The following is a 22,061-nucleotide window of genomic DNA, read 5'->3' on the forward strand; positions in this document are numbered from 1 at the left end:
CCTTCCACCGCCGGGATATGGCCGAACAGGTCCTGGGCAAACTGCACGCGCTGCTCGACGGTTTCGCTGATGCCGCGGGCTTTCAGTTCTGCCAGGTGCGCTTCGACCGCATGGGTGCGCTGGGTCAGGCCGCAGTCGTTGGCGATCTGGATGTTCAGGCCGGGGCGGGCGTTGAGCTCGAGGATCAGCGGGCCCTTTTCCTGGTCCAGCACCATATCGACCCCGATGTAGCCCAGGCCGCACAACTCGTAACAGCCGGCCGCCAGCTTCATGAAGCCGTCCCAGTAGGGCAGTTGCACGCCGTCCACCGCGTTGGTGGTGTCCGGGTGCTTGGCGATGATGTTGTTCAGCCAGGTACCGCGCAAGGTCAGGCCGGTAGCCAGGTCGACACCGACGCCGATGGCGCCCTGGTGCAGGTTGGCCTTGCCGCCGGACTGGCGGGTCGGCAGGCGCAACATGGCCATCACCGGGTAGCCCATGAGCACGATGATGCGGATGTCCGGCACGCCTTCGTAGCTGATGCTCTTGAAGATCTGGTCCGGGGTCACCCGGTATTCGATCAGCGCCCGGTCGCGGTGGCCACCCAGGGAATAGAGGCCGGTGAGGATGCTGGAGATGTGGTGCTCGATTTCTTCATGACTGATGATCTTGCCCGACACCGTGCGATAGCGACCCTCGAAACGGTCGGCGATCACGATGATGCCGTCGCCGCCGGCGCCCTGGGCCGGCTTGATCACGAAGTCGTTGCGCCCGCCGATGATCTCGCCGAGTTTGTCGATTTCCTTCTCGGTGGAGATCACGCCATAGAGTTCCGGCACATGGATGCCGGCCTTGATCGCGCGTTCCTTGGTGATGATCTTGTCGTCGACGATCGGGTACAGGCTGCGCTTGTTGTACTTGAGCACGTAGTCCGCGTTACGCCGATTGATCCCCATGATGCCCCGGGCTTCCAGGGCCTTCCAGGTCTTCCACAGGCCGAACATTACGAATCAGCCTTGACGAAGGCTTTGAAACGCATGAGCTCGGTCAGGCGGTAGCCGCGGTAGCGACCCATCGCCAGCATGAAGCCCACCAGGATCAGCAGCATCGCCGGGAAGGTGAAGACGAAGTAGATCAGCTCCGGCACGCTCATGATCAGGTGTGCCAGGGAGGCGGCGAACAGCGTGCCGATGGCGACTTTCATCGCATGGCCGGCGCCGCGTTCTTCCCAGGTGATCGACAGGCGTTCGATGGTCATGGTCAGGATCACCATCGGGAACAGGGCGACCGACAGGCCGCGTTCCAGGCCGAGCTTGTGGCTGAACAGGCTGATGGCGGCGATCAGTACCACGACGAAGGTCAGTACCACCGACAGCCTCGGCAGCATCTGCAGCTTCAGGTGTTCCAGGTAGGACCTGAGCGACAGCCCTAGCGCGGTGATCACCGTGAACAGCACGATGCCGAAGCCCAGCTGGGTTTCGCGGAAGGCCAGGGCGATCAGCACCGGGGTGAAGGTACCCAGGGTCTGCAGGCCGATCAGGTTGCGCAGCACCAGGATCACCAGCACGCCGATCGGGATCATCACCATGATCATGAAGGTCTGCTGGGTCTGCAGCGGCAGGCCGTACAGCGAGTATTCGAGGAAGTTGGCGTCGGTGTTCTCGTCGGTCAGCTTGGCCAGGCGAATGGCGTTCATTTCGCTGTTGTTCAGGCTGAAGGTGACGGTGGCTTTCTTGCCGCCATCGACGGTGATCAGGCTGTCGTCACCGATCCACCACAGCAGGCGGTCGCTGGGCAGGCCCTGTTCGCCGGTTTCCGGGTTGAAGTACAGCCAGTCGGTACCGTTGAAGCTGCGCAGCCACAGTTCCGGGGCCTGTGGCTGGTCGGCCACCAGGCGGATGGTGTGGACCTTTTCCATCGGCACGTGGGCGATGGACAGCAGCAGGTCGACGATCTTGGCCTTGTTCGCCGGCGACGGATCGCCTGCCAGGAGCATCTTGGCGTTGTCGTCGCTGCTGTTGTTGACCCGCTTGATGGCTTCGCTGATGAAGGTCTCGACGTCGGCCGAGTGCTGGCGGATCGGCGCGAGCAGGGCTTCGGCGGCGATCTTTTCTGGGCCTTCGACGGCGATGCTGTCGCGGAAGGTCGGGCCCTTGATCTTGGCTTTTTCCGCGGTGTAGCGCTTGGTCAGCACCAGGCGGTAGTAGAGGGTCTGGTTGCCCTTGGCGCGGCGTGCCGACCAGGTGACCTTGCGGTTGCCGTCGACGCGGTTCACCGCCACCCCGTAGTTATTGGAGATGAAGCTCTCGTTCAGGCTGACGTAGTCGCGGCTCAATGGCGGCACGAACATCTGGATCTTGATCGGGTCCTTGGCGTTGGCGACGAATTCGACCTTGGCGTCGATGTTCCACAGGTCGTCGGTGGCGTCTTCGGTCACCGGGATGCCGAGCACGAAAATCTGATAGGCCGTGACCGAAATGCCCAGCACCACCAGGATGGCGATCAGCATTTTCAGATGGAGGGTAAGAGAGCGCATTGGAATTACTCTGCGGTATGAGCGTCGGTGGCGCAGGCAGGTTTGCCAGCAGCGTATTTAAGACTGGGGTCGACCAGTGCATCGAAGCGCTTGAGCGCTTCGGAGCCGATCAAGAGCGGGTATTGGAATGCACTGCGGTCGGTCAAGTTCACTTCTATGCTGCGCAGGGCTCCGCCCATGCAGATATCCAGCTCGATGACCGGGCGCGCGGTGTACTTCTTGTTGTTTTCCTCATCGGGGTCGTAGTCGCCGGCGCGGCGCTTGATCTTGCTGACGCGGGCCAGCGGACGCTCGATAGGGTGGGAATGGGCGGCGTCGATGGCCAGGTAGAAGCGTACCCAGGATTCGCCATTGCGCTTGAAGCGCTTGATATCGCGGGCGCTGAGGGAGGCGGTCTTGGCGCCAGTGTCGAGCTTGGCGGCGACTTCCAGGTCGATCCCGGACAGTCTGGCGTATTCATTGAGGCCGTAAACGGTCTTGCCGGCGGCGGCACTCAGGCCCGGCAGGGCGAGCAGGCAGAACAGTATGGAGAAGGCCTTGAGTCTCATAGATCCTGGTGCGTTGCATGGGTTCTTCAGTTCAAGGCGACTGGCATTGCTGCGCAAGCTCCCTCGTGTGCTGCCTTATTAATATGACAGGCAAATGCGGGCGGCATTCTAGCATGCTGGTTTTATGGCGCCAGCGGCGGGGCGGGGCTTTTGTGCCGGTTTGGTGCAAAGGGTTATTAGACGATTGTCGACAATATCTATTTTTCCTTTGACTGCATGAGTTGTATTGGCTAGTTTTTGTCGCATTGATTTTCAAGGTGTCGACAATATGCTGGATCAGCTCGATCCCCCCGCCGTGACGCAGGACGATTCGGAAACCTTGTCCGAAAACGTCTTCAGGCGCATTCAGGCGGCCATCGTCAAGGGCGAGATCGCCCCGGGCAGCAAGATTTCCGAGCCGGAACTGGCGCGCACCTACGGTATCAGCCGCGGCCCGTTGCGCGAGGCGATCCACCGCCTGGAAGGCCAGCGCCTGCTGGTGCGGGTGCCCCATGTCGGGGCGCGGGTGGTGTCCCTGAGTCATGCCGAGCTGATCGAACTCTACGAAATCCGCGAGTCCCTGGAAGGCATGGCCTGCCGCCTGGCCGCCGAGCGCATGACCAACGAGGAAATCGACGAGCTGCGCCGGGTCCTCGATACCCATGAGCGCGATGCGGCGTTCCAGGCCGGTGTCGGCTACTACCAACAGGAAGGCGATTTCGACTTTCACTACCGGATTATCCAGGGCGCCGGCAACCGCACCCTCACGCAGATGCTCTGCGGCGAGCTGTACCAACTGGTGCGCATGTACCGCATCCAGTTTTCCGCCACGCCCAACCGCCCGCACCAGGCGTTCGCCGAGCACCACCGGATTCTCGATGCCATTGCCGATCGCGACGGCGAACTGGCCGAGTTGTTGATGCGCCGTCACATCGGTGCTTCCAAACGCAACATTGCCCGTCATTACCAGGACGGCGCCAAGCAGACAGCCACTCCACGAGGTGAGTCATGAGTTCCAACAACAAGAGCACTCCAGGCCAGCGCTTCCGCGATGCGGTCGCCAGCGAACGACCCTTGCAGGTGGTCGGCGCCATCAATGCCAACCATGCGCTGCTGGCCAAGCGCGCCGGGTTCAAGGCGATCTACCTGTCCGGTGGCGGGGTGGCGGCCGGCTCCCTCGGCGTGCCGGACCTGGGCATCACCGGGCTCGACGACGTGCTGACCGACGTGCGCCGCATCACCGACGTCTGCGACCTGCCGCTGCTGGTGGACGTGGACACCGGTTTCGGTTCGTCGGCGTTCAACGTGGCGCGCACCGTCAAGTCGATGATCAAGTTCGGCGCGGCGGCGATTCACATCGAGGACCAGGTCGGCGCCAAGCGCTGCGGCCACCGTCCGAACAAAGAGATCGTCTCCCAGCAGGAAATGGTCGACCGCATCAAGGCCGCGGTGGATGCCCGCACCGACGACAGCTTCGTGATCATGGCCCGTACCGACGCCCTGGCGGTGGAGGGGCTGGAGTCGGCCCTGGACCGCGCCGCCGCCTGTATCGAGGCCGGTGCCGATATGGTGTTCCCGGAAGCCATCACTGAGCTGGAGATGTACAAGATCTTCGCCAGCCGGGTGAAAGCGCCGATCCTGGCCAACATCACCGAGTTCGGTGCCACGCCGCTGTACACCACCGAACAACTGAAGTCCGTGGATGTTTCCCTGGTGCTCTACCCGCTGTCGGCGTTCCGCGCCATGAACAAGGCGGCGGAAAACGTCTACACCGCGATCCGTCGCGACGGTACCCAGCAGAACGTGATCGATACCATGCAGACCCGCATGGAGCTGTACGACCGCATCGACTACCACACCTTCGAGCAGAAGCTCGATGCGCTGTTCGCCCAGAAGAAAAGCTGAACCAACCTTTGTAGGAGCGAGGCTTGCCCGCGATGGACGTCAACGACAACGCGCAGCCCCTGATACACCGGGGTGTGCCGACCAGCATCGCGAGCAAGCTCGCTCCTACAGGGTCGGGCTGAGCCCCGACCCATGAAGTTGCCGATTCCCTAACAAATTCAAGATTGGAGAGAGCAATGGCCGAAGCAAAAGTATTGAGTGGCGCTGGCCTGCGTGGCCAGGTGGCCGGGCAGACTGCCTTGTCGACCGTGGGCCAGGCCGGTGCCGGGTTGACCTACCGGGGTTACGACGTCCGCGAACTGGCGGCCGACGCGCAGTTCGAGGAAGTGGCCTACCTGCTGCTGTACGGCGAGCTGCCGACCCAGGCGCAACTGGACGCCTACGCCCAGAAGCTGAGCAAACTGCGCGACCTGCCGCAGGCACTGAAAGAAGTGCTGGAGCGCATTCCGGCCGACGCCCATCCGATGGATGTGATGCGCACCGGCTGCTCGTTCCTCGGCAATATCGAGCCGGAACAGGATTTCTCCCAGCAGCGCGATGTCACCGACCGCCTGCTGGCCGCGTTCCCGGCGATCATGTGCTACTGGTACCGCTTCAGCCACGACGGCAAGCGCATCGATTGCGTGACCGACGAGCCGTGCATCGGTAGCCACTTTCTGCACCTGCTGCACGACAAGAAGCCGAGCGAGCTGCACGTCAAGGTGATGAACGTGTCGCTGATCCTCTATGCCGAGCACGAATTCAACGCCTCGACCTTCACCGCCCGGGTCTGTGCCTCGACCCTGTCCGACCTGTACTCCTGCGTCACCGCGGCCATCGGTTCGCTGCGCGGCCCGCTGCACGGCGGCGCCAACGAGGCGGCGATGGAGATGATCGAGCGTTTTTCTTCGCCGGAAGAGGCGATCAAGGGCACTCTCGGCATGCTCGAGCGCAAGGACAAGATCATGGGCTTCGGCCATGCGATCTACAAAGACAACGACCCGCGCAACGAGGTGATCAAGGGCTGGTCGAAAAAACTCGCCGATGAAGTGGGCGACAAGGTGCTGTTCCCGGTTTCTGAAGCCATCGACAAGACTATGTGGGAGCAGAAGAAGCTATTCCCCAACGCCGACTTCTACCATGCCTCGGCGTACCACTTCATGGGCATCCCGACCAAGCTGTTCACCCCGATCTTCGTCTGCTCGCGTCTGACCGGCTGGGCGGCCCACGTGTTCGAACAGCGCGCCAACAACCGCATCATTCGTCCAAGCGCCGAGTACGTCGGCGTCGAACAGCGCAAGTTCGTGCCAATCGAACGTCGCTGAATGGTGGCTGCTTGAACGCCCTGGATAAACCCAGAGCCCTGTAGGAGCGAGGCTTGCCCGCGAAGACGGACTGACATTCAACATCGATGTTGGCCGTTACACCGCTATCGCGAGCAAGCTTCGCTCCTACAGGGAGCGATTTCAGCAGCACCACCTTTTGCAATCACCGTGACCGAGCCCTGACGATGAACACAGAATTTCGTAAACCGTTACCCGGTACCCGACTGGACTACTTCGACACCCGCGCGGCCGTCGAGGCGATCCAGCCCGGCGCCTACGACAGCCTGCCGTACACCTCGCGCGTGCTCGCGGAAAACCTGGTGCGTCGTTGCGATCCTGCGACCCTGACCGATTCCCTGAAGCAACTGATCGAGCGCAAGCGCGACCTCGACTTCCCCTGGTTTCCGGCCCGGGTGGTATGCCACGACATTCTCGGCCAGACCGCCCTGGTGGATCTGGCCGGCCTGCGCGATGCCATCGCCGACCAGGGCGGCGACCCGGCCCAGGTCAACCCGGTGGTGCCGACCCAGTTGATCGTTGACCACTCGCTGGCGGTGGAGTGCGGCGGCTTCGACCCGGACGCGTTCGCCAAGAACCGCGCGGTGGAAGACCGGCGCAACGAAGACCGTTTCCACTTCATCAACTGGACCAAGAAGGCTTTCAAGAACGTCGACGTGATCCCGCCGGGCAACGGCATCATGCACCAGATCAACCTGGAGAAAATGTCGCCGGTGATCCAGGCGCGCGATGGCGTGGCCTTTCCCGATACCTGCGTCGGTACCGACAGCCACACCCCGCACGTGGATGCCCTGGGCGTGATCGCCATCGGCGTCGGCGGCCTGGAAGCCGAAAGCGTGATGCTCGGTCGAGCGTCCTGGATGCGCCTGCCGGAAATCGTCGGCGTCGAGCTGACTGGCAAGCTGCAACCGGGCATCACCGCCACCGATATGGTGCTGGCGCTGACCGAGTTCCTGCGCAAGCAGAAGGTGGTGGGTGCCTACCTGGAGTTCTTCGGCGCAGGCGCCGCGGCGCTGACCCTGGGTGACCGCGCGACCATCTCCAACATGGCCCCGGAATACGGCGCCACCGCGGCAATGTTCTACATCGACCAGCAGACCATCGACTACCTCAAGCTCACTGGTCGCGAAGACGAGCAAGTACAACTGGTCGAGACCTATGCCAAGCAGGCCGGCCTGTGGGCCGACAGCCTGAAAGATGCGCAGTACGAGCGTGGCTTGCAGTTCGACCTGTCCTCGGTGGTGCGCAACATGGCGGGCCCGAGCAACCCCCACGCCCGGGTGGCGACCAGCGACCTGGCGGCCAAGGGCATCGCCGGCCAGTGGCAGGAGGTGCCGGGGCAAATGCCCGATGGCGCGGTGATCATCGCGGCCATCACCAGCTGCACCAACACCAGCAACCCGCGCAACGTGATCGCCGCCGGCCTGCTGGCGCGTAACGCCAACAAGCTCGGCCTGACCCGCAAACCCTGGGTCAAGTCGTCGCTGGCGCCGGGTTCCAAGACCGTGGCCATGTACCTGGACGAAGCGGGTTTGACCCACGAACTGGAGCAATTGGGCTTTGGCGTCGTGGCCTTTGCCTGCACCACCTGCAACGGCATGTCCGGCGCGCTGGACCCGGTGATCCAGAAAGAGATCATCGACCGCGACCTGTATGCCACCGCGGTGCTGTCGGGCAACCGCAACTTCGACGGGCGTATCCACCCCTATGCCAAGCAGGCGTTCCTCGCTTCGCCGCCGCTGGTGGTGGCCTATGCGATTGCCGGGACCATCCGCTTCGACATCGAGAAGGATGTATTGGGCCTGGACGCCAACGGCAAGGAAATCCGCCTCAAGGACATCTGGCCGAGCGACGAAGAGATCGACGCGGTGGTCAAGGCTTCGGTGAAACCCGAGCAGTTCCGCAAGGTGTACATCCCGATGTTCGCCATTCACGAAGACACCGGGCCCAAGGTCGAGCCGCTGTACGACTGGCGCGAGATGAGCACCTACATCCGTCGTCCGCCGTACTGGGAAGGCGCCCTGGCCGGCGCGCGCAGCCTGACCGGCATGCGTCCGCTGGCGGTGCTGCCGGACAACATCACCACCGATCACCTGTCGCCGTCCAACGCCATCATGCTCGACAGCGCGGCGGGTGAGTACCTGGCGAAAATGGGCCTGCCGGAAGAGGACTTCAACTCTTACGCGACCCACCGCGGCGACCATCTGACCGCGCAGCGGGCGACCTTCGCCAACCCGAAACTGTTCAACGAAATGGTCCAGGAAGGCGGCAAGGTCAAGCAGGGTTCGCTGGCGCGGATCGAGCCGGAAGGCCAGGTCACCCGGATGTGGGAAGCCATCGAGACCTATATGCAGCGCAAGCAGCCGCTGATCATCATCGCCGGTGCCGACTACGGCCAGGGTTCGTCCCGTGACTGGGCGGCCAAGGGGGTGCGCCTGGCCGGGGTGGAAGCCATCGCCGCCGAAGGCTTCGAACGCATCCACCGCACCAACCTGGTGGGCATGGGCGTGCTGCCGCTGGAGTTCAAGCCGGGCACCGACCGCAAGACCCTGGGCATCGACGGTACCGAAACCTTCGATGTGGTGGGCGAGCGCAAGCCGCGCGCCACCCTGACCCTGGTGATCCAGCGCAAGAGCGGCGAGCGCATTGAGGTGCCGGTGACCTGCCGTCTCGACACCGCTGAAGAGGTGTCGATCTACGAAGCGGGCGGCGTGTTGCAGCGCTTTGCCCAGGACTTCCTCGAATCGGCTGTCGCCAGTTAAGTGACGTACCGGGGGCGGGCCGCAAGGCGCCGCCCTCGGTCTTTATCAGGACCGAAATTCATGGCTTTCGTAGCGCAAATCAAGATTCCCGCCACCTACATGCGCGGCGGCACCAGCAAGGGCGTGTTCTTCAGCCTGCAAGACCTGCCCGAGGCGGCGCAGTTGCCGGGGGCGGCCCGCGATGCATTGCTGTTGCGGGTGATCGGCAGCCCCGACCCGTACGACAAGCAGATCGATGGCATGGGCGGCGCCACGTCCAGCACCAGCAAGACGGTGATCCTGTCGAAAAGCATCAAGCCCGGTCACGACGTGGATTACCTGTTCGGCCAGGTGTCCATCGACAAGCCTTTCGTCGACTGGAGCGGCAACTGCGGCAACCTGTCGGCGGCGGTCGGTTCCTTCGCTATCAGCAGCGGTCTGGTGGATGCCGAGCGTATCCCGCAGAACGGCGTGGCCGTGGTGCGCATCTGGCAGGCCAATATCGGCAAGACCATCATCGCCCATGTGCCGATGACCAACGGCGCGGTGCAGGAAACCGGCGATTTCGAACTGGATGGCGTGACCTTCCCGGCGGCCGAGGTGCAGTTGGAGTTCATGGACCCAGCAGCCGAGGAAGAGGGCGCCGGTGGTTCGATGTTCCCCACCGGCAGCCTGGTGGACGATCTGGAGGTGCCGGGCGTCGGGACTTTCAAGGCCACCATGATCAATGCCGGGATCCCGACCATCTTCATCAATGCCCGAGACATCGGCTACAGCGGTACCGAGCTGCAGGGCGATATCAACGGCGACCCCAAGGCGCTGGCGATGTTCGAGACCATCCGCGCCCACGGCGCACTGCGCATGGGGCTGATCCAGCACCTGGACGAAGCGGCCAAGCGCCAGCACACGCCCAAGGTTGCCTTTGTTGCGCCGCCCGCGGACTACCAGGCTTCCAGCGGCAAGGTTGTGAAGGCCGCCGATGTCGATCTGCTGGTGCGCGCGCTGTCCATGGGCAAGCTGCACCACGCGATGATGGGCACCGCCGCGGTGGCCATCGGCACGGCGGCGGCGATTCCCGGGACCCTGGTCAACCTGGCGGCCGGCGGCGGTGAGCGCAGCGCGGTGCGTTTCGGTCACCCGTCGGGGACCTTGCGCGTCGGCGCCGAAGCCGTGCAGGACAACGGCGAATGGAGCGTGACCAAGGCCATCATGAGCCGCAGCGCGCGGGTCTTGATGGAAGGCTGGGTGCGTGTGCCTGGCGACGCTTTCTAAATCATAAACAGCCCCTGTAGGAGCGAGCTTGCTCGCGATAGCGATACCAAGCTCGACAGCGATGTCGACAGCGATGTCGACAGTCCATCCCGTCATCGCGAGCAAGCTCGCTCCTACAATGGGATGAATAACAAAATAACCCGATCGGCCTGACCTTGAGGATGCAACGCACACCTAACCCTTGATGGAGTGAACTGCCCATGAGCGCCAACGTTGATCTGAACGAACGCCCCGATTACGACCAGGTCCTGCAGGACATCGCCGACTACGTTCTGAGCTACCGGATCGAGTCCCACGAGGCTCTGGATACCGCCCGCAACTGCCTGATGGACACCCTCGGCTGCGGTCTGCTGGCCCTGCGCTTTCCCGAGTGCACCAAGCACCTGGGGCCCATGGTCGAGGGCACGGTCGTACCCTTTGGCGCGCGAGTGCCGGGCACCAGCTTCCGCCTGGATCCGGTCAAGGCAGCCTGGGATATCGGCTGCATCGTCCGTTGGCTGGATTACAACGACACCTGGCTCGCCGCCGAGTGGGGCCATCCTTCCGACAACCTCGGCGGCATCCTCGCCGTGGCCGATCACCTGTCGCAAAAGCGCGTGGCCAATGGCGAGGCGCCGCTGACCATGCGCGCGGTGCTCGAGGCCATGATCATGGCTCATGAGATCCAGGGGGTGATTGCCCTGGAGAACTCCTTCAACCGGGTCGGCCTCGACCATGTCTTGCTGGTGAAAGTCGCCTCGACCGCGGTCTGCGCCAAGCTGATGGGCGCCAACCGCGAGCAGTTGCTGGCGGCGCTGTCCCATGCCTTTGTCGATGGCCAGGCGCTGCGCACCTACCGGCATGCGCCGAACGCCGGTTCGCGCAAGTCCTGGGCGGCGGGGGATGCCTCCAGCCGTGGTGTGCGCCTGGCGGACATCGTCCTGCGCGGCGAGATGGGCATTCCGGGAGTGCTGAGCGCGCCGCAGTGGGGGTTCTACGACGTGCTGTTCAGCCACACCAACAAGGACCTGGCGCTCAAGCCCGAAGACAAGCGCCGCTTCAGCCTGTCGCAGCAGTACGGCAGCTATGTGATGGAAAACGTGCTGTTCAAGATCAGCTTCCCGGCCGAATTCCATGCGCAGACCGCCTGTGAAGCGGCAGTGACTCTGCACCCCCTGGTGCGCAATCGCCTGCACGAGATCGACAGGATCGTCATCACCACCCATGAGTCGGCGATCCGCATCATTTCCAAGGTCGGCCCGCTGGCCAACGCCGCCGATCGCGACCACTGCATCCAGTACATGACCGCCGTGCCGTTGGCGTTCGGCAACCTGGTGGCCGAGCACTATGAAGACGACTTCCATGCCGCCCACCCGATCATCGATCAGTTGCGCGAGAAGATGCAGGTCGTCGAGGAGCCGCGCTACACCCGCGAGTATCTGGAGGCCGACAAGCGCTCCATCGCCAATGCGCTACAGGTGTTCTTCAAGGATGGTTCAAGCACCGAGCAGGTGGTGGTGGAATACCCGATCGGCCACCGCCGGCGCCGCGCCGAAGGCATTCCTCTGCTGGAGGACAAGTTCAAGGCCAACCTGGCCACCCGCTTCACGGCCCAGCGTTCGGCGCAGATCTTTGTCCTGTGCAAGGACCAGGCGCGGCTGGAAGCCACGGCGGTGCACCGGTTCGTGGATCTGTTGGTGATCTGAGGGCAGGGTGGACCCTTGGTCCGATCGCGACAAGCTCGCTCCTACAAGATCTTGTAGGTCAGCAGGGGCGAGCTTGCTCGCGATAGCCTTCTATTGGTCAGATAACGCTACTTGAAGCGCCGCTCGACGCCTTTTTCCACCAGGATCTTCGCCGAGATCTCTTCCACCGAGAAATGGGTGGAATTGATGTGCGGAATGTTCTCGCGGCGGAACAGGTTTTCCACCTCGCGCACTTCGAACTCGCACTGGGCATAGCTCGAATAACGGCTGTTGGGCTTGCGTTCGTTGCGGATGGCGGTGAGCCGGTCGGGGTCGATGGTCAGGCCGAACAGCTTGTGCTGGTGGGCGCGCAGGGCGGTCGGCAGCTGCAGGCGTTCCATGTCGTCTTCGGTCAGCGGGTAGTTGGCGGCGCGGATCCCGAACTGCATGGCCATGTACAGGCAGGTCGGGGTCTTGCCGCAGCGCGACACGCCGACCAGGATCAGGTCGGCCTTGTCGTAGTAGTGGGTACGGGCGCCGTCGTCGTTGTCGAGGGCGAAGTTCACCGCCTCGATCCGCTCCATATAGTTGGAGTTACCGCCAATGGAGTGGGACTTGCCGACCGAGTACGACGAGTGCTCGCTCAACTCCAGCTCCAGGGGGGCGAGGAAGGTCGAGAAGATGTCGATCATGAAACCATTGGACGTCGCGAGGATCTCACGGATGTCCTGATTGACGATGGTGTCGAAGATAATCGGGCGAAATCCGTCCTTTTCGGCGGCGATGTTGATTTGTTGTACCATGGCCCGCGCTTTATCTACGCTGTCGATGTACGGCCGCGTGATTTTGCTGAAGGTAATGTTTTCGAACTGCGCCAGGAGGCTCTGGCCGAGGGTTTCAGCGGTGATGCCGGTACCGTCGGAGATAAAGAAAGCAGATCGTTTCATTTGCACCTTGGGCCTTAAGCTAGTGACGAATCTTGGATATGATAGGCGCGATTTGCCGGCCTCCAATGGCCCGCATTCTCACTTATTTTCCAGGTCCAGGCCATACAGCCGGCAAGCGCTCCCCCGAGCAGCCGGCTTCTGAGCTTTTCCAACACAGTTAGTGGAGAGATCACCTTGGTAGAGTACGTAGTTTCCCTCGATAAGCTCGGCGTCCATGATGTAGAGCATGTGGGGGGCAAGAACGCATCCCTGGGCGAGATGATCAGTAACCTTGCAGGCGCCGGTGTATCGGTCCCTGGAGGCTTTGCCACGACGGCTCAGGCCTATCGTGATTTTCTCGAATTGAGCGGTCTTAACGACCAGATCCACGCCGCGCTCGACGCCCTGGACGTCGATGACGTGAATGCCCTGGCCAAGACCGGTGCCCAGATCCGTCAATGGATCATGGAAGCCGAGTTCCCCGAGCAACTGAATAGCGAAATCCGCACCGCGTTCGCCAAGCTGTCCGCGGGCAACCCTGACATGGCCGTGGCCGTGCGCTCCTCGGCCACCGCCGAAGACCTGCCGGACGCTTCCTTCGCCGGCCAGCAGGAAACCTTCCTCAATATCCGTGGCGTCGAGAACGTCATTCGCGCCGCCAAGGAAGTCTTCGCTTCCCTGTTCAACGACCGTGCCATTTCCTACCGCGTGCACCAGGGCTTCGACCACAAGCTGGTCGCCCTGTCTGCCGGCGTGCAGCGCATGGTGCGTTCGGAAACCGGTACCGCCGGCGTGATGTTCACCCTCGACACCGAGTCGGGCTTCCGTGACGTGGTGTTCATCACCGGCGCCTACGGCCTGGGTGAAACCGTCGTTCAAGGTGCGGTGAACCCGGACGAGTTCTACGTCCACAAGGGCACCCTGCAAGCCGGTCGCCCGGCCATCCTGCGCCGTAACCTGGGCAGCAAGGCGATCAAGATGATCTACGGCGATGAAGCCAAGGCCGGTCGCTCGGTCAAGACCGTCGACGTCGACAAGGCCGATCGCGCGCGTTTCTGCCTGACCGACGCCGAAGTCAGCGAACTGGCCAAGCAGGCGATGATCATCGAGAAGCACTACAAGTGCCCGATGGACATCGAGTGGGCCAAAGACGGCGACGACGGCAAGCTGTACATCGTCCAGGCCCGTCCGGAAACCGTGAAGAGCCGCACCCAGGCCAACGTCATGGAACGTTACCTGTTGAAGGAAACCGGCACCGTGCTGGTGGAAGGTCGCGCCATCGGCCAGCGCATCGGCGCCGGCAAGGTGCGGATCATCAAGGACGTGTCGGAGATGGACAAGGTCCAGGCCGGCGACGTGCTGGTATCCGACATGACCGACCCGGACTGGGAACCGGTGATGAAGCGCGCCAGCGCCATCGTCACCAACCGTGGCGGCCGTACCTGCCACGCCGCGATCATCGCGCGTGAGCTGGGGATTCCGGCCGTTGTCGGTTGCGGCAACGCCACCGAGCTGTTGAAAGACGGCCAGGGCGTGACCGTGTCCTGTGCTGAAGGCGATACCGGTTTCATCTTCGAGGGTGAGTTGGGCTTCGACGTGAAGAAAAACTCCGTCGACGCCATGCCGGAACTGCCGTTCAAGATCATGATGAACGTCGGCAACCCGGACCGTGCCTTCGACTTCGCCCAGTTGCCGAACGCCGGTGTCGGCCTGGCCCGCCTGGAGTTCATCATCAACCGCATGATCGGCGTGCACCCCAAGGCGCTGCTGAACTACGCCGGCCTGCCGCTGGAAATCAAGGAAAGCGTCGACAAGCGCATCGCCGGCTACAACGAGCCGGTCGGTTTCTACGTCGACAAGCTGGTTGAAGGCATCAGCACCCTGGCCGCGGCCTTCTGGCCGAAAAAGGTCATCGTGCGCCTGTCGGACTTCAAGTCCAACGAATACGCCAACCTGATCGGCGGCAAGCTCTACGAGCCGGAAGAAGAAAACCCGATGCTGGGCTTCCGCGGCGCTTCGCGTTACATCAGCGAATCCTTCCGTGACTGCTTCGAGCTCGAGTGCCGCGCCCTCAAGCGCGTGCGCAACGACATGGGCCTGACCAACGTCGAGATCATGGTGCCGTTCGTCCGTACCCTGGGCGAAGCCAGCCAGGTGGTGGATCTGCTGGCCGAAAACGGTCTCAAGCGCGGTGAAAACGGCCTGCGCGTGATCATGATGTGCGAGCTGCCTTCCAACGCGATCCTGGCCGAAGAGTTCCTCGAGTTCTTCGACGGTTTCTCCATCGGCTCCAACGACCTGACCCAGCTGACCCTGGGCCTGGACCGTGATTCGGGCATCATCGCGCACCTGTTCGACGAGCGTAATCCGGCAGTCAAGAAGCTGCTGGCCAACGCCATCGCCGCCTGCAACAAGGCCGGCAAATACATCGGTATTTGCGGCCAGGGCCCGTCCGACCACCCGGACCTGGCCAAATGGCTGATGGAGCAGGGCATCGAAAGCGTCTCGCTGAACCCGGATTCCGTGCTGGAAACCTGGTTCTTCCTGGCCGAGGGGCAGGGTGCGGTCTAAGCGGAATGAAGCACCGGCCAGCCTTCGGGCTGGCCGGTGCTTTGAGATTCAAGTAGGGCGGGCTCCATCTGGATGCCGCCCTTTTTTGTGCAAGAGCATTATGCAAAGCAGCAGCAACCTATTTCCCGTCGCCTTGATCAGTGCCGAACGTCGAGGCGACCTGAGTGAAGACGTCTACCGCCTGAAGCCCGGCAACAGCCCGGACGCCACGGTCGAGCTGGCCGTCACCCGCCTGGGGATGGCGGACGAGCCCGAATCCCGTGGCGTGCCGGTAATCTTGCTGCACGGCAGTTTCTCCAATCGGCGTTTCTGGTATTCGCCCAAGGGCATCGGCCTGGGCGCGTATCTGGCGCGCCAGGGCTTCGATGTATGGATCCCCGAGATGCGCGGTCACGGTCTGTCGCGACGCAATGCCGACTACCGCAAGAATCGCGTCGCCGACTATGCGCAATACGATCTGCCCGCCATCGGCGCCTTCGTGCGTGAACAAAGCGGCCAGGTTCCACACTGGATCGGCCACTCCCTGGGCGGCATTACCCTGGCGGCGGCCCTGGGCGGCCAGTACCTGGGAGAGCCGGCAGTGGCGTCGGCGGCGCTGTTCGGCTGTCAGGTCAGCCGCACCTATTGGCCATTGAAAATCCCGGCGGTGGAGTGGGGCGGTCGTTTCATTCTCAAGCGTTTTGCCCAGTTGTCCGGCTCGCGGCTCAAGCGTGGCCCCGAAGACGAACCCATTGGCCTGGCCTTGGAAGGCATGCGCTGGTATGGGTTGTTCGGACGTTTCGGGGATGGGCAGAAGGACTGGTGGGCCGGTTTGTCCGATGTTTCGCTGCCGGTATTGGCGGTGAGCGCGGCCGGGGATCATCAGGATCCGACCTGGGCTTGTCGCAAGCTGTTTGACCAGTTGAGTTCCGAGCACAAACAGTTTGTCTGCCTGGGGCGCGAACAAGGGTTCAGTGGCAATTTCGGCCACGTCGAGATGCTGGTAAGCAAAGCCGCCCAAGCCGAAGTCTGGCCTTTGGTGGCGCGTTGGTTGAAGGATCAGCGGAGCCCGTTGTTGGCGTCGGGTAGCGAACTGGCTGCCGCGAGTTGAGTTCAAGGGCTCTGACAGGGGCATTTCGTTCCGGTGCGCTTGCGGCTAAGATATGACGCATTGAGCGGTTCTGGTCACATTCGGTCGCTGGTTCGGTATCCCGTTCGTGCCCATTGCACCTGCTGGAATTGGCGTATGGTGGTGGCTGCATGGGGGGGCGAGGGCCAAGGCAAGGCGTTAAACATTCGCCGCCAGCGCTCGTCACTCAGCATGAACCCTGCGAATTCCGACACCGCGACGTGTTCTTTCCATTACAGGAGTTTCTCGATGAACCATTACCTCACTCCCGACCTGTGCGACGCCTACCCGGATCTGGTACAGGTGGTTGAACCGATGTTCAGCAATTTCGGTGGCCGCGACTCCTTCGGCGGCGAAATCGTGACCATCAAATGCTTCGAAGACAACTCGCTGGTCAAGGAACAGGTCGAGCTCAAGGGCCACGGCAAGGTGCTGGTGGTCGACGGTGGCGGTTCCCTGCGCCGCGCGCTGCTGGGCGACATGCTGGCCGAGAAGGCCGCCAAGAACGGTTGGGAAGGGCTGGTGATCTACGGTTGCATCCGTGACGTCGATGTCATCGCGCAAACCGACCTGGGCGTGCAGGCGCTGGCCAGCCACCCGATGAAAACCGACAAGCGCGGCATTGGCGATCTCAACGTGGCGGTGACTTTTGCCGGGGTGACGTTCCGTCCGGGCGAATATGTCTATGCCGACAACAATGGCGTGATCGTTTCGCCAAGCCCGCTGAAAATGCCTGAATAAGCAGTCGACCAAGCAAGGGATGAGGATGTTCGAGGAAGACAACGCGCAATGGGGGCTGGTACATGCCCTGGTGCTGGACGGTAAAGGTGGTGCGCGTGCGATTGCCCGAACTGAACTGGACGACCTGCAGCTGCAAACCCATGAGAGCCTCTGGCTGCATTGGGATCGCAGTCATCCGCAAACCCAGACCTGGCTGCGTAAATCCAGCGGTCTGAGCGAGTTCAGCTGTGACCTCCTACTCGAAGAAAACACCCGGCCGCGCCTGTTGGCGCTGCCGGATTCCGAGTTCCTGCTGTTTTTACGCGGCATCAACCTCAACCCCGGCGCGGAGCCGGAGGACATGGTTTCGGTACGCATCTTCGGTTCGGCCCAGCGAGTGATCTCTCTGCGCCTGCGACCATTGCGCGCGACCGATGAGCTGCTGGTGCAGCTGGGTGAAGGCAAGGGGCCGAAAACCGCCTCCGAACTCATCCTTTATATGGCTGAGTACCTGACCCATAAGGTGCAGGACTTGGTCAGCGACCTGTCGGAAGTGGTCGATGCCGAGGAAGAAAAACTGGATGCCGACGAACGGTATACCCCCGAGCACAGCAACATTTTGCAGATTCGTCGACGGGCTGCCGGACTCAAGCGTTTCCTCGCTCCGCAGCGGGATATTTTTGGTCAGCTCAGCCGCATCAGGCTGCCTTGGTTCGCCGATGACGATGGCGATTACTGGAACGAATTGAACAACAGCCTGACCCGCTACCTGGAAGAGCTCGAATTGACCCGGGAGCGCGTGGGGCTTGTGCTGGAGGCCGAAGACCGGCGCCTGAGCGTGCGTATGAATCGCATCATGTTTCGCTTCGGGATCATCACTGGGATCTTTTTGCCGATGAGTTTTCTGGCCGGCTTGCTGGGGATCAACGTGGGAGGCATTCCGCTTTCCAACAGCCCCTACGGGTTTCTGGTGGCCTGCCTGCTGATGGTGCTGGTAGCGCTGGGACAGTGGTGGTTATTCCGACGTTTGCGCTGGGTCTGATCATGAACTATGTGACCCAAGGAATTTTGATCGCGTCTTTCACAGACATATCGAGAGGTGCGTATGCACGATCCGTTTGAACAGTCGTTGCGTGACATGCTCAAGGCCACACCGTCCACCCGGGACGACGATGCGTGCCTGGGCCGCGTACTGAAAACCGCCAACCGGCAGGTGGGGGCGGGGGATCTGTTCAGCCTGCTCGGCCGCTGGTTGCCGGCGCTGATGATTGCTCTGAATAACGGATCGGCCCATATCTCGCCGGTTTCCCGTCGTAAACCTACTGCTCGCACTGCTGATAAGGCTGATTGAATATGGAACTTGATCTCTGGACTCAGAGCCTCGTCACTGCGATGACTGCGTTGTGGACCAAGGTAGCGAACTTCATTCCCAACCTGTTTGGCGCGCTGGTCGTGCTGCTGCTGGGTTTCGTGGTTGCCAAGCTGCTTGATACCCTGCTTTCGAAATTGCTCGCCAAGCTGGGCCTGGACCGCTTGATGGGCGGTACCGGTTTGACCAAGCTGCTGTCCCGTGCGGGCCTGCAGGTGCCGATTTCTACCTTGATCGGTAAAATCGTGTATTGGTTCGTATTACTGATTTTTCTGGTTTCTGCTGCAGAATCCCTTGGCCTGGAGCGGGTTTCGGCTACGCTCGACATGTTGGCGCTGTATGTACCGAAGGTTTTCGGGGCCGCGCTGGTGCTGTTGGTGGGGGTATTGCTGGCGCAACTGGCCAATGGGCTGGTGCGTGGAGCCGCCGAAGGGGTCGGTCTGGATTACGCCAGCGGCCTGGGGCGAATCGCCCAGGGGCTGGTGATCATCATCAGTATTTCTGTTGCGATCAGTCAGTTGGAGGTCAAAACCGACCTGCTCAACCATGTGATCGTGATCGTTTTGATTACCGTTGGTCTGGCTGTTGCCTTGGCCATGGGGTTGGGAAGCCGGGATATTGCCGGTCAGATTCTTGCGGGAATCTATGTGCGTGAGCTGTATCAGGTTGGGCAACAAGTGCGAATTGGCGAGGTCGAAGGGCAGATCGAGGAGATCGGCACGGTTAAGACTACACTGCTGACCGATGAGGGCGAGCTGGTCTCTCTCTCCAATCGGATCCTGCTGGAACAGCATGTAAGTAGCCGCTAACCCGGCAAACCCTGCTAATGTATGCCGCCGCAAAATGCCCATGCCTGGGCTGCGGTGGACATTGACCTGACTGTCGGCCCGACTCGTTTTGAATAAAGCCCAATCGCTATCCACGCGCTATGACCCCCGTGAGCTCTCTGACGAGGAGTTGGTTGCGCGCTCGCACACGGAGCTGTTTCACGTAACGCGTGCGTATGAAGAGTTGATGCGACGCTATCAGCGAACCCTCTTCAACGTTTGTGCACGTTATTTAGGGAACGATCGTGATGCTGATGATGTCTGTCAGGAGGTGATGTTGAAGGTGCTGTATGGCCTCAAGAACTTCGAGGGGAAATCGAAGTTCAAGACATGGCTCTATAGCATCACGTACAACGAATGCATCACGCAGTATCGGAAAGAACGGCGCAAGCGTCGCTTGATGGATGCGTTAAGTCTTGATCCCCTCGAGGAAGCGTCTGAAGATAAGGCGCCGAAACCTGAGGAAAAGGGCGGACTTGACCGCTGGTTGGTGCATGTGAACCCGATCGATCGGGAAATTCTGGTGCTACGATTCGTCGCAGAACTGGAGTTCCAGGAGATCGCAGACATCATGCACATGGGTTTGAGTGCTACGAAAATGCGGTACAAGCGTGCGCTTGATAAATTGCGTGAGAAATTTGCAGGCATTGCTGAAACTTAGTTCGGCGCAAATATCTCTTACGTCTAGGTAAGTTCTGATAGACTTACCGCCGAGTTGTCCCCCGGTATGTGGGACTGCTTTACAATCACCAGATGGGGATTTAACGGATGAAACTGAAAAACACCTTGGGCATTGCCATTGGTTCTATTGTTGCCGTGACTTCGTTCGGCGTTCTGGCGCAAGGCCAAGGCGCGGTCGAGGGTGAACTGTTTTACAAAAAACAGTACAACGACAGCGTTAAGCACATCGAAGACGGCTTCAACCCAGGCGCTCGTATCGGCTACTTCCTGACCGATGACCTGTCGTTGGACCTGAACTACGACAAAACCAACCACACCCGTTCGAACGACGGCACTGGCAACCAGAAGATCAAAGGTGACACCGGCAGCCTGCTGGCTACCTACCACTTCGGTCAAGCTGGCGTGGACTCCCTGCGTCCATACGTTTCGGGTGGTTTCGGTCACCAGAGCCGTACCAACGTCCTGGCTGACGGCCACAGCGGTCGCGACCAGTCGACCCTGGCTATCATCGGTACCGGCGTTAAGTACTACTTCACCGACAACCTGTTCGCTCGTGCCGGCGTTGAAGCCGACTACGCAATGGACAACGGCAAGTGGGACTACTCCGCTCTGGTTGGTCTGGGTGTGAACTTCGGCGGCAACGCTGGCAAGGTTGCTCCAGCTCCTGCTCCAGTTCCAGAGCCAACTCCAGAACCAGAAGCTCCGGTTGCTGAAGTTGTTCGTGTTGAGCTGGACGTGAAGTTCGACTTCGACAAGTCGGTCGTTAAGCCTAACAGCTACGCTGACATCAAGAACCTCGCTGACTTCATGAAGCAGTACCCACAAACCACCACCGTTGTTGAAGGTCACACTGACTCCGTCGGTCCTGACGCTTACAACCAGAAACTGTCTGAGCGTCGTGCAAACGCCGTTAAGCAAGTTCTGACCAGCCAGTACGGTGTTGAGTCGAGCCGCGTTCAATCCGTTGGTTACGGTGAGTCCCGCCCAGTTGCTGACAACGCAACTGAAGCTGGCCGCGCTGTAAACCGTCGCGTAGAAGCGCAGGTTGAAGCACAAGCTCAGCCAGCTCAGTAATCTGTAGCTTGCAGCTTTGAAAAACCCGGCCTAGGCCGGGTTTTTCTTTGCCTGCGATTTGCTGAAAAGGCCTGGAATCAGGCCGAGAGTGCGGCCGCCAGGGCCGCCTCGGAAAGGGCGGGCAGTTGTGCGCCGCAAGCGGCCACCTCGCCAACGACCAGGATGGCCGGGCTTTTCAGCTGGAAGGCGTGGGCATCGTCCTGCATGGCGTGCAGATCGCTCCGGCACAGGCGCTGCGCGGGGAGGGATGCGTTTTCAATCATGGCCACCGGGGTATGCGGCGCCAGGCCACCAGCGATCAGCTGTTCGCGTATCTCGTCCAGTTTGGCCACTCCCATATAGATCACCAGCGTCGTACCGCTTTGCGCCAGGGCCTGCCAATTCAGGCTGCTGTCGTCCTGGGTATGGGCCGTCAGCAGGGTGACGCCACGGGCGACACCGCGCAGGGTCAGCGGGATCCCGCACTGGGTAGCTCCCGCCAGGCCGGCCGTGATGCCGTTCACCAGTTCCACCTCGACACCACGTTCCTGCAGCCACTGCGCTTCTTCACCGCCACGGCCGAAGATGCACGGATCGCCGCCCTTGAGGCGTACCACGCACTTGCCATGACGGGTGTAGCGCAGCATCAGCCGGTGAATGAACGCCTGGGGCGTCGAGCGGCAGCCGCCGCGCTTACCCACGGCAATCACCCGCGCCCGGGGGCAGTGCTCCAGCACCGCCGGATTCACCAGATCGTCGATCAGCACCACATCCGCCTCGCCCAGGGCCCGCACGGCCTTGAGGGTCAGCAGTTCAGGATCGCCAGGGCCCGCACCCACCAGCCAGACTTTTGCGCTCAT

General features: G+C 61.6%; 19 protein-coding genes. 14 read left to right on the forward strand and 5 right to left on the reverse strand.

Translation table 11 applies throughout. The features are described from left to right. The 3 genes from J4D52_RS14560 to J4D52_RS14570 all read right to left on the reverse strand — a co-directional run. Positions 1-983 (reverse strand): alpha-L-glutamate ligase-like protein (locus tag J4D52_RS14560; RefSeq protein WP_009047893.1); only part of this gene is annotated, 983 nt, incomplete at its 3' end. Next, entirely contained in the window at positions 983-2,515 is a 1,533-nt protein-coding gene (locus tag J4D52_RS14565; RefSeq protein WP_025804291.1) for an inactive transglutaminase family protein, read from the reverse strand. The genes J4D52_RS14560 and J4D52_RS14565, both read right to left, overlap by 1 nt. A 5-nt stretch (positions 2,516-2,520) precedes the next feature. Then, on the reverse strand, positions 2,521-3,063 hold the full coding sequence (locus J4D52_RS14570; RefSeq protein WP_025804290.1) for an ATP-dependent zinc protease: 543 nt from the start codon (positions 3,061-3,063) through the stop codon (positions 2,521-2,523). A gap of 268 nt (positions 3,064-3,331) precedes the next feature. On the opposite strand from J4D52_RS14570, the gene J4D52_RS14575 reads away from it, so the two are divergent. From J4D52_RS14575 to prpD, 6 genes are all read left to right on the forward strand, one after another. After that, positions 3,332-4,054 carry a GntR family transcriptional regulator gene (locus tag J4D52_RS14575; protein WP_009047896.1) on the forward strand — a complete coding sequence of 241 codons (723 nt, stop codon included), beginning with the start codon at positions 3,332-3,334 and terminating at the stop codon, positions 4,052-4,054. After that, positions 4,051-4,947 carry a methylisocitrate lyase gene (gene prpB / locus J4D52_RS14580; RefSeq protein ID WP_007930643.1) on the forward strand — a complete coding sequence of 299 codons (897 nt, stop codon included), beginning with the start codon at positions 4,051-4,053 and terminating at the stop codon, positions 4,945-4,947. The genes J4D52_RS14575 and prpB overlap by 4 nt, the downstream gene beginning before the upstream one ends. A gap of 176 nt (positions 4,948-5,123) precedes the next feature. Further along, a complete protein-coding gene (gene prpC, locus J4D52_RS14585) occupies positions 5,124-6,251 on the forward strand; it encodes a 2-methylcitrate synthase (protein WP_102677654.1) in 1,128 nt (375 codons plus the stop codon). 185 nt (positions 6,252-6,436) lie between these two features. After that, positions 6,437-9,031: a Fe/S-dependent 2-methylisocitrate dehydratase AcnD gene (gene acnD, locus J4D52_RS14590; protein WP_102677653.1), complete on the forward strand. Its 2,595-nt coding sequence runs from the start codon at positions 6,437-6,439 to the stop codon at positions 9,029-9,031. Positions 9,032-9,091: 60 nt separating this feature from the next. Further along, complete coding sequence (prpF, locus tag J4D52_RS14595) at positions 9,092-10,282, forward strand: 2-methylaconitate cis-trans isomerase PrpF (RefSeq protein WP_063429187.1); 1,191 nt, start codon at positions 9,092-9,094, stop codon at positions 10,280-10,282. Between the two features lie 200 nt (positions 10,283-10,482). After that, complete coding sequence (gene prpD, locus J4D52_RS14600; RefSeq protein WP_102677652.1) at positions 10,483-11,967, forward strand: 2-methylcitrate dehydratase; 1,485 nt, start codon at positions 10,483-10,485, stop codon at positions 11,965-11,967. Between the two features lie 107 nt (positions 11,968-12,074). Here the strand turns inward: prpD and J4D52_RS14605 are convergent, their stop codons facing one another. Further along, positions 12,075-12,893 carry a pyruvate, water dikinase regulatory protein gene (locus tag J4D52_RS14605; protein WP_007927505.1) on the reverse strand — a complete coding sequence of 273 codons (819 nt, stop codon included), beginning with the start codon at positions 12,891-12,893 and terminating at the stop codon, positions 12,075-12,077. 174 nt (positions 12,894-13,067) lie between these two features. Between J4D52_RS14605 and ppsA the strand changes: the two genes are divergently transcribed. The 8 genes from ppsA (at position 13,068) to J4D52_RS14645 (ending at position 21,222) form a co-directional block, all read left to right on the forward strand. Beyond that, a complete protein-coding gene (gene ppsA, locus J4D52_RS14610) occupies positions 13,068-15,443 on the forward strand; it encodes a phosphoenolpyruvate synthase (RefSeq protein WP_063429191.1) in 2,376 nt (791 codons plus the stop codon). Positions 15,444-15,543: 100 nt separating this feature from the next. Further along, entirely contained in the window at positions 15,544-16,533 is a 990-nt protein-coding gene (locus J4D52_RS14615; protein WP_063429193.1) for an alpha/beta fold hydrolase, read from the forward strand. A gap of 267 nt (positions 16,534-16,800) precedes the next feature. Further along, entirely contained in the window at positions 16,801-17,292 is a 492-nt protein-coding gene (gene rraA, locus J4D52_RS14620; protein WP_009042919.1) for a ribonuclease E activity regulator RraA, read from the forward strand. 25 nt (positions 17,293-17,317) lie between these two features. After that, complete coding sequence (locus tag J4D52_RS14625) at positions 17,318-18,313, forward strand: zinc transporter ZntB (RefSeq protein WP_063429195.1); 996 nt, start codon at positions 17,318-17,320, stop codon at positions 18,311-18,313. A 63-nt stretch (positions 18,314-18,376) separates the two neighbouring features. Then, positions 18,377-18,622 (forward strand): hypothetical protein, encoded by a 246-nt coding sequence (locus J4D52_RS14630; RefSeq protein WP_007927518.1) that lies wholly within the window; start codon positions 18,377-18,379, stop codon positions 18,620-18,622. Positions 18,623-18,624: 2 nt separating this feature from the next. Beyond that, the gene (locus J4D52_RS14635) at positions 18,625-19,449 is read left to right on the forward strand and encodes a mechanosensitive ion channel family protein (protein WP_025804281.1); all 825 of its coding nucleotides are present in this window, start codon (positions 18,625-18,627) and stop codon (positions 19,447-19,449) included. Positions 19,450-19,537: 88 nt separating this feature from the next. Next, a complete protein-coding gene (gene sigX, locus J4D52_RS14640) occupies positions 19,538-20,128 on the forward strand; it encodes an RNA polymerase sigma factor SigX (protein ID WP_009042922.1) in 591 nt (196 codons plus the stop codon). A gap of 107 nt (positions 20,129-20,235) precedes the next feature. Beyond that, positions 20,236-21,222, forward strand: a complete 987-nt coding sequence (locus tag J4D52_RS14645; protein ID WP_025804279.1) for an OmpA family protein — start codon at positions 20,236-20,238, stop codon at positions 21,220-21,222. Between the two features lie 77 nt (positions 21,223-21,299). Here the strand turns inward: J4D52_RS14645 and cobA are convergent, their stop codons facing one another. Beyond that, positions 21,300-22,061 carry a uroporphyrinogen-III C-methyltransferase gene (cobA, locus tag J4D52_RS14650; protein ID WP_102677651.1) on the reverse strand — a complete coding sequence of 254 codons (762 nt, stop codon included), beginning with the start codon at positions 22,059-22,061 and terminating at the stop codon, positions 21,300-21,302.

Origin of the sequence: Pseudomonas sp. GW460-12-10-14-TSB1 (assembly GCF_017349775.1) — a bacterium.
Lineage (GTDB): Bacteria > Pseudomonadota > Gammaproteobacteria > Pseudomonadales > Pseudomonadaceae > Aquipseudomonas > Aquipseudomonas piscium.

What these genes read in the sequence shown, in the direction of transcription:
- J4D52_RS14615 (WP_063429193.1), top strand. Translation starts at nt 15,544, where the DNA reads ATGCAAAGCAGCAGCAACCTATTTCCCGTCGCCTTGATCAGTGCCGAA.
- rraA (WP_009042919.1), top strand. Translation starts at nt 16,801, where the DNA reads ATGAACCATTACCTCACTCCCGACCTGTGCGACGCCTACCCGGATCTG.
- prpB (WP_007930643.1), top strand. Translation starts at nt 4,051, where the DNA reads ATGAGTTCCAACAACAAGAGCACTCCAGGCCAGCGCTTCCGCGATGCG.
- J4D52_RS14570 (WP_025804290.1), bottom strand. Translation starts at nt 3,063, where the DNA reads ATGAGACTCAAGGCCTTCTCCATACTGTTCTGCCTGCTCGCCCTGCCG.
- acnD (WP_102677653.1), top strand. Translation starts at nt 6,437, where the DNA reads ATGAACACAGAATTTCGTAAACCGTTACCCGGTACCCGACTGGACTAC.
- J4D52_RS14575 (WP_009047896.1), top strand. Translation starts at nt 3,332, where the DNA reads ATGCTGGATCAGCTCGATCCCCCCGCCGTGACGCAGGACGATTCGGAA.
- cobA (WP_102677651.1), bottom strand. Translation starts at nt 22,061, where the DNA reads ATGAGCGCAAAAGTCTGGCTGGTGGGTGCGGGCCCTGGCGATCCTGAA.
- prpF (WP_063429187.1), top strand. Translation starts at nt 9,092, where the DNA reads ATGGCTTTCGTAGCGCAAATCAAGATTCCCGCCACCTACATGCGCGGC.
- J4D52_RS14630 (WP_007927518.1), top strand. Translation starts at nt 18,377, where the DNA reads ATGCACGATCCGTTTGAACAGTCGTTGCGTGACATGCTCAAGGCCACA.
- J4D52_RS14635 (WP_025804281.1), top strand. Translation starts at nt 18,625, where the DNA reads ATGGAACTTGATCTCTGGACTCAGAGCCTCGTCACTGCGATGACTGCG.
- prpD (WP_102677652.1), top strand. Translation starts at nt 10,483, where the DNA reads ATGAGCGCCAACGTTGATCTGAACGAACGCCCCGATTACGACCAGGTC.
- J4D52_RS14625 (WP_063429195.1), top strand. Translation starts at nt 17,318, where the DNA reads ATGTTCGAGGAAGACAACGCGCAATGGGGGCTGGTACATGCCCTGGTG.
- J4D52_RS14565 (WP_025804291.1), bottom strand. Translation starts at nt 2,515, where the DNA reads ATGCGCTCTCTTACCCTCCATCTGAAAATGCTGATCGCCATCCTGGTG.
- prpC (WP_102677654.1), top strand. Translation starts at nt 5,124, where the DNA reads ATGGCCGAAGCAAAAGTATTGAGTGGCGCTGGCCTGCGTGGCCAGGTG.
- J4D52_RS14605 (WP_007927505.1), bottom strand. Translation starts at nt 12,893, where the DNA reads ATGAAACGATCTGCTTTCTTTATCTCCGACGGTACCGGCATCACCGCT.
- J4D52_RS14645 (WP_025804279.1), top strand. Translation starts at nt 20,236, where the DNA reads ATGAAACTGAAAAACACCTTGGGCATTGCCATTGGTTCTATTGTTGCC.